At 61.1% G+C, this 12,056-nt stretch carries 14 protein-coding genes; 2 read left to right on the forward strand and 12 right to left on the reverse strand.

What is annotated here, in order from left to right; translation table 11 throughout:
- Window positions 1-1,232: allophanate hydrolase (locus VZ95_RS00345; RefSeq protein ID WP_045774119.1), on the forward strand; the 1,232-nt coding region annotated here is incomplete at its 5' end.
- 3 nt (window positions 1,233-1,235) lie between these two features.
- Here VZ95_RS00345 and VZ95_RS00350 read toward each other — a convergent pair.
- From VZ95_RS00350 to rocF, 11 genes are all read right to left on the reverse strand, one after another.
- Entirely contained in the window at window positions 1,236-1,922 is a 687-nt protein-coding gene (locus tag VZ95_RS00350; protein ID WP_052711345.1) for a GntR family transcriptional regulator, read from the reverse strand.
- A 51-nt stretch (window positions 1,923-1,973) separates the two neighbouring features.
- Window positions 1,974-2,357, reverse strand: coding sequence for an AtzH-like domain-containing protein (locus tag VZ95_RS00355; RefSeq protein ID WP_045774121.1), 384 nt, complete (start codon window positions 2,355-2,357; stop codon window positions 1,974-1,976).
- A complete protein-coding gene (locus tag VZ95_RS00360; RefSeq protein WP_045774122.1) occupies window positions 2,354-3,019 on the reverse strand; it encodes a cysteine hydrolase family protein in 666 nt (221 codons plus the stop codon). The genes VZ95_RS00355 and VZ95_RS00360 overlap by 4 nt, the downstream gene beginning before the upstream one ends.
- Window positions 3,020-3,028: 9 nt before the next feature.
- Window positions 3,029-3,868, reverse strand: a complete 840-nt coding sequence (locus tag VZ95_RS24875) for an ATP-binding cassette domain-containing protein (RefSeq protein ID WP_198148003.1) — start codon at window positions 3,866-3,868, stop codon at window positions 3,029-3,031.
- On the reverse strand, window positions 3,819-4,547 hold the full coding sequence (locus tag VZ95_RS24880; RefSeq protein WP_198148004.1) for an ATP-binding cassette domain-containing protein: 729 nt from the start codon (window positions 4,545-4,547) through the stop codon (window positions 3,819-3,821). Before VZ95_RS24880 ends, VZ95_RS24875 begins: the two co-directional genes overlap by 50 nt.
- On the reverse strand, window positions 4,544-5,221 hold the full coding sequence (biuH, locus tag VZ95_RS00370; protein WP_156994916.1) for a biuret amidohydrolase: 678 nt from the start codon (window positions 5,219-5,221) through the stop codon (window positions 4,544-4,546). The genes VZ95_RS24880 and biuH overlap by 4 nt, the downstream gene beginning before the upstream one ends.
- Before the next feature lie 14 nt (window positions 5,222-5,235).
- The gene (locus VZ95_RS00375) at window positions 5,236-6,159 is read right to left on the reverse strand and encodes an ABC transporter permease (protein WP_045774123.1); all 924 of its coding nucleotides are present in this window, start codon (window positions 6,157-6,159) and stop codon (window positions 5,236-5,238) included.
- Window positions 6,156-7,232, reverse strand: a complete 1,077-nt coding sequence (locus VZ95_RS00380; protein ID WP_198148005.1) for an ABC transporter permease — start codon at window positions 7,230-7,232, stop codon at window positions 6,156-6,158. The genes VZ95_RS00375 and VZ95_RS00380 overlap by 4 nt, the downstream gene beginning before the upstream one ends.
- Before the next feature lie 190 nt (window positions 7,233-7,422).
- Window positions 7,423-8,535, reverse strand: coding sequence for a BMP family ABC transporter substrate-binding protein (locus VZ95_RS00385; protein ID WP_232302414.1), 1,113 nt, complete (start codon window positions 8,533-8,535; stop codon window positions 7,423-7,425).
- A 253-nt stretch (window positions 8,536-8,788) separates the two neighbouring features.
- Window positions 8,789-9,844 (reverse strand): ornithine cyclodeaminase, encoded by a 1,056-nt coding sequence (locus VZ95_RS00390; protein WP_045774126.1) that lies wholly within the window; start codon window positions 9,842-9,844, stop codon window positions 8,789-8,791.
- On the reverse strand, window positions 9,841-10,779 hold the full coding sequence (gene rocF, locus VZ95_RS00395) for an arginase (RefSeq protein ID WP_045774127.1): 939 nt from the start codon (window positions 10,777-10,779) through the stop codon (window positions 9,841-9,843). Before rocF ends, VZ95_RS00390 begins: the two co-directional genes overlap by 4 nt.
- A 129-nt stretch (window positions 10,780-10,908) precedes the next feature.
- On the opposite strand from rocF, the gene VZ95_RS00400 reads away from it, so the two are divergent.
- Window positions 10,909-11,346, forward strand: a complete 438-nt coding sequence (locus tag VZ95_RS00400) for an Lrp/AsnC family transcriptional regulator (protein WP_045774128.1) — start codon at window positions 10,909-10,911, stop codon at window positions 11,344-11,346.
- Window positions 11,347-11,391: 45 nt separating this feature from the next.
- On the opposite strand, the gene VZ95_RS22590 is transcribed toward VZ95_RS00400, so the two are convergent.
- Window positions 11,392-12,056: 2OG-Fe(II) oxygenase (locus VZ95_RS22590; RefSeq protein WP_198148006.1), on the reverse strand; the 665-nt coding region annotated here is incomplete at its 5' end.

Consider the following 12,056-nt stretch of genomic DNA (forward strand, 5'->3'; position numbering starts at 1 on the left):
CGACCCTGGGGGCGGTCTCGGCGTGCGGCATGGTGCCCGCGTGCCGCACACTCGATACGATTTCGGTCTTCGCGCTGACCGCCGACGACGCTTGGACGGTCTATAGCATTCTGGCAGGCTATGATGCTGCCGACGCCTATGCCCGCCCGATACCCCTTGGCACCCCTGGCGGGGTTCAGCCGGGTTTGCGCGTTGGGATTCCGACCCCCGGCAGCCGGGAGTTTTTCGGCGACGCGGCGGCGGCGGCGGCTTTCACGGCCGATTGTGCCGCGCTGTCCGCCTTTGGGGTCCGCTTGGTCGAGGTCGATCTGGAGCCTTTCTATGCCGTCGCCCGGTTGCTCTATGAAGGCCCCTGGGTGGCGGAACGCTATGCCGCCTTGCGCGGTTTGATCGAAACCACGCCGGAGGTGATCCACCCGGTCACGCGCGGGATTATCGAAAACGCCCGCAAGTTCGATGCGCCGCAGGTCTTTGAAGCGCTCTACAAGCTCGCCGACTTGAAGCGCGCGACCGAACCCGTCTGGAACGACATCGACCTGCTGGTCGTGCCGACCATGCCGCGCCCCTATACGGTGGCACAGGTGCTGGCCGATCCGGTGCGGCTAAACTCCAACCTCGGCACCTATACCAATTTCGTCAATTTGCTCGATCTTTGCGCGCTGGCGGTGCCGTCCTCGGCGCGGGCGGATGGTTTGCCCGGCAGCGTCACCCTGATTGCCCCGGCGGGGCAGGATGCGCGGCTGCTATCACTCGGGCGGCAGATTCAGGCCGCGTCGGGCCTGCCGATGGGCGGGACGGGGGAAACGCTCCCCGCGCTTGCCCCGCTGCCCGCCGCGCCGAAGGAGGCGCGTATCGAGGTCGCCGTTGTCGGTGCGCATCTCTCCGGCTTGCCCCTCAATGGGCAATTGACCGACCTCGGCGGGTACTTGGTCCGCACGCTCGAAACCCTGCCGGAGTATCGGCTGTTTGCCCTGCCGGGAACCGTTCCGCCGAAGCCTGGTCTGCTGCGCGTCGCGGCAGGGGCGGCGATTGCCGTCGAAGTTTGGTCCCTGCCGAGTACAGCCCTCGGGGCGTTTGCCGCCCAGATTGCCGCGCCGCTCGGCCTCGGCCGGGTGAAGCTCGCCGATGGTTCGACACCGCTCGGGTTTCTCGTCGAAGCCGAAGCGACGCATGGGGCCGACGATATTTCGGCCTTCGGCGGCTGGCGGGCGTATCTCGCGCAGCGGAAATAGGGGTTAAGCGGAGGCGGCGGTTGCCGTCTCCGTATCCACATACTGCAAATAGGCCTGCTCCACGGTGCCGATATGCCCCAGCATCGCAGCGGCGGCGGTGGTTTGATCGCCTTTCAGAATGGCATCGACGACCAACTCGTGCTCGCCATAGGAGCGCGAGAGACGCCCCAAGGTGCGGAACTGCGCGCGCCGGAAGGGCGACAGGCGCGAGCGCGTCATCGCGGTCAGTTCCGCCAGATACGGATTATGGCTTCCGGCATAAATCAGCGCGTGGAACTCCACATTGGCCTCGTGGAACTGCTGCGGGTCGCCCTCGCGCACGAGGGGAGCCATCGCACGGTGCAAGGTTTCGAGCGCGCGCCGCTCCCGCGCCGTCATCGAGACGGCGGCATAGCCGGCGCAAAGGGCTTCGAGATCGGCCATCACCGTGAACATTGCCGCCAATTGTTCTTGCGACGGGCGGGCGACGAGGGCGCTGCGGTGCTGGCGGGTTTCCACCAGTCCACTCGCGCCGAGCAGGCGAATGGCCTCGCGCACCGGAGTTCGGGACACGCCGAAGCGCCCGGCCAGTTCGGTTTCGTCCAGGGCGGTGCCGGGCGCGAGAATGCCGCGCACGATTTCGTCCGCGAGCTGCTGGCGCAAATCTTCGGCGCGGGTGCCACGCCGGGCAGAGGAGCGAAGGCCGGTCATCCTAATCGTCCGTTTTTTCTGACGCATTGCGATAGGTTTAACATCATCCGGTTACAGCCCGGAATCGGGAATAGAACTGACATGGGCATGGACGATGCGCCAGCCTTCCGGCAGCTTCGCCCAGGTCTGGCTCTGCCGCCCGATCTGCCCCGGAACCCCCGGATAGCGAAACAAGGTCGAGACCAGTACGCAGGTTTCCGTGAGGGCGGTGACGCGCGTTTGCTCCCGCGCCCGGCCCGGCGGAACGGGGGTTGCCGTTGCCCGCCAGGCTTTCACCGCGTCGATGCCATAGTGAATCTCGCCGACGCCATAGCGCACCACCTCGGGCGAGTCCCAGAAGACGGCATCCATCGCCGCCACATCGTTGCGCATCAGCGCGTCTTCATAGGCTTCGAACAGGGCGCGGACTTCCGCTTCAATGGGAGCAACACTCATGGCGCGACCGCTTTCTGAAGGGCGGGCAGGGTGCAGGTCCAGCCGACGATGCCGCCCTGGGCGTGGATCATGGCCAGTGTCGCCGCCTTGAACTCGGGGAAATAGCTTTCGGTGGCTTCCTCCACCAGCAAACACTCGAAGCCGCGATCATTGGCCTCGCGCATCGAGGTTTGCACGCACACCTCGGTCGTGACCCCGGCGAAGACCAACTGGCGAATGCCGGTTTGCATCAATAGCGCATCGAGGTTGGTTTTGTAGAAGGCCCCCTTACCGGGCTTATCGATCACCACTTCCCCCGGCAGCGGCGCGCAGCCATCGACGATCTGATTGCCCGGCTCGCCGCGCACCAGAATCCGGCCCATCGGCCCCGGATCGCCGATGCGTAAGCTCGGTTTACCGCGCAACCGTTTCGCGGGTGGGCAGTCCGACAGGTCGGGCAGGTGCGATTCGCGCGTATGGATGACCGGCCAGCCCTTTTGACGGAACAGGCCGATCAAATCGGCCACGGCCGGAATGATGGCCGTCAGGCGCGACACGTCATTCCCCAAACTCGCGCCAAAACCACCGGGCTCAACGAAATCGCGCTGCATATCGATGACGATCAGCGCAACGGCGGCGGGATCGAGCGGAAACGGGCCGGGTTCGGCGGGAATATCAATCATGAGCGATCCTCAATGTCCCGCCATTGCGTGACCGATAGCGGTGCGGTCGGCCTCAGCAGCGGGGGCGAGATAGGTGATATGGCCTTCGGACATCACGGCGATACGGTCCGAGAGTTCCAAAATCTCATCGAGATCTTCGGAAATCAGCAAAATCGCGGTGCCCTTGTTGCGTAAGGCCAGCAACTGCCCGCGAATATCGGCGACCGAGGCGAAATCGAGCCCGAAGCAGGGGTTCGCTACCACCAGCACCGCCACATCGCCGGAAATTTCGCGCGCCAGCACCGCCCGCTGGACATTGCCGCCCGACAGCGCCTCCATCGGCGTTTCGGGGGAGCGGGTGCGGATATTATAGCGCTCGATCAGGCTTTCGGCCTTGGCCCGGATTTCTGTGCCCGACAAGAACCAGCGGGCCTTGGCCAAGGGAGCCTTATCGAAACTGCGAAACGCCAGATTTTCCGCTACGCTCATGCGCGGGGCGGTGGCGTTTTTCAGCGGCTCTTCGGGCAGGCTGAAGACCTTCATCAGGTCCATTTCGGCGCGTTTGGGGGTAAAGGGCTTGCCTTGGACGAAAATCCGCCCGTCGGCGAGGGGCCGTTGCCCGGCGAGGATTTCCAACAGTTCCACCTGCCCGTTGCCCGAAACCCCGGCGAGCCCGAGAATTTCGCCTTCGTGCACCTTTAGATCAAGTTCCTTCACCGCCGGTAAGCCGTCGTCGCCATCACCATAAAGCGCGACAAGATCGACCGCGATAGGGGTTGCCCCGTGATCGACCCGCGCGGCGCGTTTTGGCACCTGGGTTTCACCGATCATCAGCTTTGCCATCGCGTCGGTCGAAAGCTCCGATACCAAACCGCCGCCAACTTTTTTTTTTCCCCCGGCGCAGCACGGTGACGCCGTCGCAAAACTCCGTCACTTCGCGGAACTTATGGGTAATCATCAGAACGGTGAGGTCGCCCGCCTGGGTCATGCCGCGCAGCAGCCCGAGGATTTCCGTCGCCTCATCCGGGGTGAGCACGGAGGTCGGCTCATCGAGAATCAGAAAGCGCTGATTGAGGTAAAGTTGCTTCAGAATCTCCAGCTTCTGCTTCTGCCCGGCGGCAAGCCCGGACAAGGGTGTATCGAGCGGCACGCGGAAGGGCATACGGTCGAGGAAATCATTCAGCGCACGGGTTTCCTTGGCCCAATCGACCACCAGCGGCACATCGGCGCGCGCCATCACCAGATTTTCCGCGCCGGTCAGCGACGGCACCAGGGTGAAATGCTGGTAGACCATGCCGATGGCGAGCGCCCGCGCCTCGCGCGGCGTCGCAATCGTCACCTGCTTGCCGTCGAGCAGGATTTCGCCGCCGTCGGGCTGGTAGAAGCCCATCAGGCATTTCACCAGGGTCGATTTGCCCGCGCCGTTTTCGCCTAGCAAGGCATGAAAGGAGCCTGCGGGAACGGAAAGCGAGACACCGTCGAGCGCCTGGAACGCGCCGAAGCGCTTGCCCATGCCGAGAATGTCAATACTAAGGGCGCGGCCCGTCATGGCAGGGCCGCCAGTAAGGCTTCGGAGGAGGCGACCGCGCCGAAGACGCCGCCCTGCATTTTCACCATGCTCAGCGCGGCGAGGTGGTTGCTATGGTCGGTCGCGCCGCAGCAATCTTCCAGCAGCAGGCATTCATAGCCCCGGTCATTGGCCTCGCGCATGGTGGTATGAACGCAGACATCGGTGGTGATGCCCGTCAGAATGATGTTGGCGATGCCTTGCTGGCGCAGGATAAGGTCCAAATCGGTGGCACAGAAGCTGCCTTTGCCGGGCTTATCGATAATCACTTCGCCGGGCAGCGGTGCAAGGTCGGGGATAATCTCCCAGCCGGGCTCACCGCGCACCAAAATCCGCCCGCACGGCCCCGCATCACCAATGCCCGCGCCGATCTGCTGCGAGCGCCAGCGCTTGTTCGGCGGCAGATCAGACAGATCCGGGCGGTGGCCTTCGCGGGTGTGGATGATGAAATAGCCCTTGGCGCGCATCGCCGCCAGCAGCCGCTTGATCGGCTCAATCGGCGCGCGGGTCAGCGACAGATCATAGCCCATCGTATCGACATAGCCGCCTGTGCCGCAGAAATCGGTCTGCATATCGATGACGATCAGCGCGGTATTCTGTGGGCGCAAATCGGCGTTCCAGGGCCATTCGTAAGGAGCGGAGGCAATCAAAGGCATGGGAATCTCCGATACTAGCGCGTAATGGAAAGCTCGCTCGGCGCATCCTTCAGGCTGCGTTTCGGCGAGACCGAGGCGATCATGATGAGCAGCGTCAGAATGTAAGGCGCGGCATTGAAGAGGTAATACCCCTGGCTGATACCGATGGATTGCAGCGCCGGGCCGAGTGCGCCCGCGCCGCCGAATAGCAGCGCGGCGACGAAGCAGCGTAAGGGATTCCAGCGCGCGAAGATCACCAGGGCAACGGCGATCAAGCCTTGCCCGGACGATAGGCCCTCGTTCCAACTCCCCGGATAGGAGAGCGAGAGGAAGGAGCCGCCGATTCCCGAGAGGAACCCGCCCAAGGCGGTGCAGATCAGGCGCACCTGCCCCAACGAATAGCCCATCGCCCGCGCCGCCGCCGCACTATCGCCGACCATGCGGACGATCAGGCCCCAGCGCGTCGTCTTAAACCCCCAGGCCATTACCAGCGCTAGCCCCGCGCCGACGAAGAAGAGCGGGTTGATGTCGAGTGCCGAGGCGATGGCGGGATTGCCGGTCCAATCGCCTAAGGGAATCCCCGGCAGGCGCGGCGCGGCAGGTTGAATGAAAGGTTTTCCGAAAAAGAAGGCGAGGCCGGTGCCGAACAGCATCAGCGCAATCCCCACCGCCACATCGTTGATGCGCGGCAGATTGCACAACAGCCCGTGCAGCACGCCGAGGCTGAGGCCGGCAAACCCCGCGACCAGCACGCCGAGCCAGGGCGAGCCGGTTGTGTAGGCGGTGGCGTAAGCGCTCATCGCGCCGAAAATCAGCGTGCCTTCCAGCCCCAGATTGATGCGCCCGCTTTTCTCCGTCAGGCATTCGCCCAAGGAGACGAACAGAAACGGCGTCGAGACGCGGATCGCCCCGGCGATCATCGCGAGTAGAACGGTCCAAAGTCCCGGATCTTGACTCATCGGGCGGCGCTCCTGTGGCCTGTGGGGCGGAAGAAGGGCAGGCGGCCATAAAGGGTTTCGCTCGCGAGCAAGGTGACGAAAATCACCCCCTGCATCAGCAGAACCGTGGCATCGGGCAGGCCCATGCGGCGTTGAATGAGACCGCCGCTGGCGGCAATCCCGCCGAACAACAGGGCGACGGGCAAAATCGCCACAGGATTATGCCGGGCGAGAAAGGCCACCAGAATGCCGGTGAACCCATAGCCCGCCGCCAGCGAAGCATTTGCCCGCCCGTGGATCGCGGCAACTTCAAAGAAGCCCGCCAATCCGGCCGCCGCCCCCGCGAGCATCGAAAAGCCAATGATGAGTTTCCCAACCGGTAGCCCTTGGGCTTTGGCAGCGCGCATATTGCCGCCCGTTACCCGCGCGGCGAAGCCGACCGTCGTGTGATCGATCAGCACATAGAAGCCAACACAGAGCAGCGCGCCCACGACGAGGCCCCAATGGACTTCCAACCCCGGAATCGGCCCGACCATCGCCTCGGGCGGCAGCGGAAAGGTGGAGGGCTTGTTCTGGCTGGCGGGGTCGCGGAACGGCCCCTCCACCGAAAAATTCAAAATGGCGATGGCGATATAGGCCATCAGCAGCCCGGCAATCGTCTCATTCACGCCGCGAAATGCCCGCAGCGCGCCGATAATCCCGATCCAGACGCCGCCTGCCAGCGCTGCCACCAGCGCCATCAGAACGATCACCGCCCAACCGGGCCAAACGCCCGCAACCGGCAGCGCCACAATCGCACAGGCAAGTCCGCCGATCACCAGCGCTCCTTCGCCGCCGATTATCACCAGCCCCAGCCGCGCAGGCAAAGCCACGCACAGCGCCGTCAGAATCAGCGGGGCGGCGCGCAGCAAGGCATTCTGGATCGAAAACCACGTCCCGAACCCGCCGCGCCAGATCAACGCGAAAAAATCCGCCGGAGATTTGCCCAGCGCCCATAAAAACAGCGAAAACAACAACGCCGAGACCAGCAGCGCGCCCAACGGCATCACTACATACTCGCTGCGGGTTCTCCAGTGATCCAGCCGCACGGCCATCGGCGTCTCCTGTCGGTGTGTGAACATTCAGGGGCTTTGCCCCCGAACCCCCAACCAAGGGGCTTGCCCCTTGGTAATCCCATTTTCCTGATACCGAAGCGCTCGGAGTTCCAAAGCAATTTCAGGACCAGAAAAAGGGATTCTTAAGGGGCGACCGCCCCTTAAGCGGAGCGTCGAGGCAGCGCCTCGACTAGGTCAGCGACCCGATTACGCCGTCGAGCAGGTAATTGCTGTTCTCCAGCCCGGCGTCGTAATTATCGAGGCTTTTGCCCGCGCCGACGATTTCCTTGCCCTTATTGTCTTTGAGCGGGCCGACGTAGATGGGGGTTTTGGCGACGAGCGCGGCTTTGGCTTCGGTTGCGGCTTTGATGGCTTCGGGCGATGCGCCTGCCCCGAAGGCGGTGTTTTGGACGTAATCGAGATCGAAGCCGCCGCGCACGAAGTTCGGCAGTTTTTCGCCTTTGGCGAGGGAGGCGGCGAACTGCTTATAGATGGTTTCCCACTTATATTCCGCGCCGGTGATGAAGCCTTTCGGGGCGAGGGGGCCTTGATTGGCGTTATGGCCACAGGTCTTCACGCCGCGCTTTTCGGCGGTCTGGATCACGACTTTCGGGCTATCGACGTGGCAGGTGATGACATCGCAGCCAGCATCGACCAGCGCATTGGTGGCTTCGGCTTCGCGTACGGGCAGGGACCAGTCGCCCGTGAAAATCACTTGAACGGTGGCGTTCGGGTTGGTTTTGCGCGCGCCGAGCAGGAAGGAGTTGATATTGCGGATCACCGTGCCGATGGGTTTGGCGGCGATGAAGCCGAGCTTATTGCTCTTGGTCGACAGCCCCGCCGCGACGCCATCGACGTAATGGGCTTGATCGATATAACCGAAGTAGCTGCCCGCGTTCTTCGGGTGCTTATCGGGCTGCCACAGCCCGACGGCGTGGCGGAATTCGACGGCGGGATATTTCTTCGCCATTTCAACCATATGCGGGTCGAAGTAGCCGAAGGAGGTAGCGAAGATCAGCTTTGCGCCATCGAGGTTAATCATCGATTCCATCGTCTTTTGCACGGCGACGGTTTCGGGCACATTTTCTTCTTCGATGACGGTCACGCCGGGCACGGCTTTGAGCGCCTGTGCGCCGACCGCATGGGCTTGGTTCCAGCCGAAATCGTCGCGCGGGCCGACATAGATGATCCCAATGGTCAGCCCCGCCGCCTGCGCCTCCCGGAACGGCAACCCGCCCGCCGCGACGCCTAAGGCCCCGAGGGCGGTGCTTTTGAGGATCGACCGGCGGCTGATCTGCTTCATATCCATCTCTTCGGCCCTTTTCTGCTGAGATTTACTAAACGCTGGAATCCTATCAGCAACTTGTATGCCAGGGGCGGAGATGGCTTTTTTTCAATGGGTTGAGTGTGTTATTCGGTCGGGCGAGCGGCGAAATTGTATGCAAAAAATATGAAATAGATTAAAAAATAGACGTTTCGTTAAATTGCATACAAAAAAGGCTCCAGTGGGAACCCACTGGAGCCAGAAGACACTCGATCTAGGGACGAGGCGAGGATCAGACCATCGCGGCCTGATGCCGCAGCAGCATGCCGAACAGGTCGCGCGGCTCGTCGGGGTCGGCTAGCAGGTCGAGATCGACATAGAGGCCGGTGGCTTTGAGCCGGTCGCGCACATAGCGCAGGGCCGAGAAATCTTCGATAGCGAAACCGACCGAATCGAACAGGGTGATTTGCTGCGGATCGCGCCGTCCTTGGGTGTGCCCGAGCATCACTTCCCACAGTTCGATGACCGGGTAGTCGGCGGGAAGTTGTTGGATTTCGCCTTCGATGCGCGTTTGCGGCGGATATTCGACGAAAATATCGGACCGCGTGAGGATATCCTTGTGGAGTTCGGTCTTGCCGGGGCAGTCGCCGCCGACCGCGTTAATATGCACGCCGGTTCCGACCATATTGTCGGTCAGGATGGTGGCATATTGCTTGTCGGCGGTGACGGTGGTGATGATCTGCGCGCCTTCCACCGCGTCCTGGGCCGACGTGCATTTGACGATCTCGAACCCGGCCCCGGCGAGGTTGCGCGCGCATTTTTCGGTCGCGACTGGGTCGATATCGTATAGGCGCAGCTTTTTGATGCCCAGAATGGCCTTGAAGGCCATCGCCTGAAACTCCGACTGCGCGCCATTGCCGATAATCGCCATCGTCTCCGAGCCCTTGGGGGCGAGATATTTGGCGGCGACGGCGGACATAGCGGCGGTGCGTAAGGCCGTGAGAATGGTCATTTCGGTCATCAGAACCGGGTAGCCGGTGGCGACATCGGCCAGCACACCGAAGGCGGTGACGGTCTGCCGTCCATCCTTGATGTTTTTCGGGTGGCCGTTGACGTATTTGAAGCCGTAGAGGGTGCCGTCGCTGGTCGGCATCAATTCGATCACGCCGTCGAGCGAGTGGGCGGCGACGCGCGCGGTTTTATCGAAACTCTCCCAGCGCTTAAAATCCTCCTCGATATAGCCCGCCAATTCGGTCAGGAAGCGCTCGGTCCCAATCGTCAGCACCAGCTTCATCATGTGATCGACCGAAACGAAGGGAACGAGGTTGAGGTCGGGGGCGCGGGTCATTGGTAAGGGCCTTTCGAGCGGTCGAGAATGGAGCGGCCCATCAGGCTGCCGACGAGATCGACCATCAGCGTTGCCGTGCGACCGCGCTCGTCGAGGAAGGGGTTCAGTTCCACAAGGTCGAGGCTGCTGACGCGCCCACTCTCGTGCAGCATTTCCATCAACAGATGGGCTTCGCGCATCGTTGGGCCACCCTGAACGGGGGTGCCAACGCCGGGGGCGATGGAGGGGTCGAGAAAATCCACATCGAAGCTGACGTGCAGCAGGCCGTTGGCATCCTGAACCCGCTTTAAGAACGCATTGAGCAGCGGCGCAATGCCGTAATCGTCAATCGCGCGCATATCGTGAATGGTGATGTCCGTATCGCGCAGGGCGGCGCGCTCGGCGGCATCGACGGACCGGATACCCATCATGCACACATTCTTTGGATCGACGATAGTTTGCAGCGGTGGGAACACACCCTCAAAGCTCTTCAGCCCCGTGAAATAGGCCACCGGCGTTCCGTGCAAATGGCCGCTGGTGGTCGATTCGAGCGTATGGAAATCCGGGTGGGCGTCGAGCCACAGCACGAAGAACGGGCGGCCCTGGTCTTCGGCCCGGCGGGCAAGGCCGGGGATTGTGCCTGCGGCCAGCGAGTGATCGCCGCCGACGAAAATGGGGAAGCCGTCGGCGCTGGCCGTATAGGCCGCCTCGGTGAGGGCTTCGATCCAGGCCACTACCTCCGGCAGGGCTTTTAGCGCCGGGTTCGGGTGATGCAGATCGCGCGGTTGGGCGGGCATCAGCGTGCCGAGATCGTGCACGCTATGGCCAAGTTCGGTAATGGCGCCCGCAAGCCCGGCGGCACGAAAGGCGGCAGGCCCCATCTCGCAGCCCAAGCGCCCAGCCCCTTCTTGTACGGGGACCGCCAGAATTTTGCAGGTGAGGGGGGTATCGGTCATGGAAGCGCTGCCTTGCTGGTGAACCTCCCTATTGGAGCATCCCCGACTGGCATAGTGAACACAGGAGATTGGCAAAAATCATGATAATATTGACCAAATTGGTAAATTGAACTGCCGAAATGGATAGATATGGATCAATTGGACGAACGGCTCATCACGCTGCTGCGCCATAACGGGCGGCGCAGTGTGTCGGATTTAGCCTTGGAACTGGGGGCCTCGCGCGCCACGGTTCGCGCCCGGATGGAACGGCTGGAGCTCAGCGGCGCGGTGCTCGGCTATACGGTCATCCTGCGGGCGGACGCGGTGGAACTGCCGGTACGTGGCATCATGATGGTCGAAATCGAAGGGCAGATGGGCGACCGGGTGATCCGCGCCTTGGGGGGGTTCGCCGAGGTCTCGGAAATCCACACGACGAATGGCCGCTGGGATCTGGTGGTGGAACTGGGGGCGGCCACCTTGACCGATTTCGATAACGTCTTGCGCCGCATTCGCCTGATCCCCGGCATTACCGGCAGCGAAACGAGCTTATTGCTGGCGACGCCGCGCAGTACGAAGGCCCGGCTTTAGGTGGGAACGGCTTTAGGTGGGAACGGCTTTGGATGGCGAAGACACTCATAATGGCCGATGTAACCAACCATTAAGTGTGAAGCGAGAAGCTGAAAAAATATCTGTTGGTATTTCAACTGGAAGAACCTCATGATATAGATGGCTCTTAAAAAATACAATTCTATTGTTTCGGGGTTCTATTAGGATTTTTTTAGAATAATTTTTCTCATCGGGTGTTATTTTTAAATAACCACCAGAAAATAATTTTGGTTCTTTATTAAAATAATAAACATAACTTATGAATCGGCTCTCATTTTTTCCACCAATATCGTCCCTATGATTTTTGAAAAAGGATCCATCTGAGTGGGCTGTGATTTGGCACTCAAATCCAGAATATTTAAATTCTTCGTCGACCAAATCATGCAGAGCTAATCCTTTAATGTGATCTCGAATTTTTTCCGAAATCAAAATTTTAATTTCAGGAATTCTTGAAAGAATTTTTGATGAACGTGATTTAACGTCAATAAAATCTTCTCCTGTTTTAGGGTTTGTAATAGTTGACTCCTTAAATTCATGCTCCTTTGCGACAACGTATTCCAACAGATAATCTTGGGTGTCTCGACCCAGGAAATCGTCGATAACCACCGGACAGTCGTTCAATTTTCTGCTTGTGTCAGAGACGGCGATGACATGCTGATTGACCTCAATAACCGCAATTTCCTGAGGGCGGA

Origin of the sequence: Elstera litoralis, assembly GCF_000963705.1 — a bacterium.
Lineage (GTDB): Bacteria > Pseudomonadota > Alphaproteobacteria > Elsterales > Elsteraceae > Elstera > Elstera litoralis.

Excerpts from the sequence above, each read along its gene's own strand:
- VZ95_RS00350 (WP_052711345.1), bottom strand. The coding sequence starts at position 1,922 with ATGACCGGCCTTCGCTCCTCTGCCCGGCGTGGCACCCGCGCCGAAGAT.
- VZ95_RS00355 (WP_045774121.1), bottom strand. The coding sequence starts at position 2,357 with ATGAGTGTTGCTCCCATTGAAGCGGAAGTCCGCGCCCTGTTCGAAGCC.
- VZ95_RS00360 (WP_045774122.1), bottom strand. The coding sequence starts at position 3,019 with ATGATTGATATTCCCGCCGAACCCGGCCCGTTTCCGCTCGATCCCGCC.
- VZ95_RS24880 (WP_198148004.1), bottom strand. The coding sequence starts at position 4,547 with ATGACGGGCCGCGCCCTTAGTATTGACATTCTCGGCATGGGCAAGCGC.
- biuH (WP_156994916.1), bottom strand. The coding sequence starts at position 5,221 with ATGCCTTTGATTGCCTCCGCTCCTTACGAATGGCCCTGGAACGCCGAT.
- VZ95_RS00375 (WP_045774123.1), bottom strand. The coding sequence starts at position 6,159 with ATGAGTCAAGATCCGGGACTTTGGACCGTTCTACTCGCGATGATCGCC.
- VZ95_RS00380 (WP_198148005.1), bottom strand. The coding sequence starts at position 7,232 with ATGGCCGTGCGGCTGGATCACTGGAGAACCCGCAGCGAGTATGTAGTG.
- VZ95_RS00385 (WP_232302414.1), bottom strand. The coding sequence starts at position 8,535 with ATGAAGCAGATCAGCCGCCGGTCGATCCTCAAAAGCACCGCCCTCGGG.
- VZ95_RS00390 (WP_045774126.1), bottom strand. The coding sequence starts at position 9,844 with ATGACCCGCGCCCCCGACCTCAACCTCGTTCCCTTCGTTTCGGTCGAT.
- rocF (WP_045774127.1), bottom strand. The coding sequence starts at position 10,779 with ATGACCGATACCCCCCTCACCTGCAAAATTCTGGCGGTCCCCGTACAA.
- VZ95_RS00400 (WP_045774128.1), top strand. The coding sequence starts at position 10,909 with ATGGATCAATTGGACGAACGGCTCATCACGCTGCTGCGCCATAACGGG.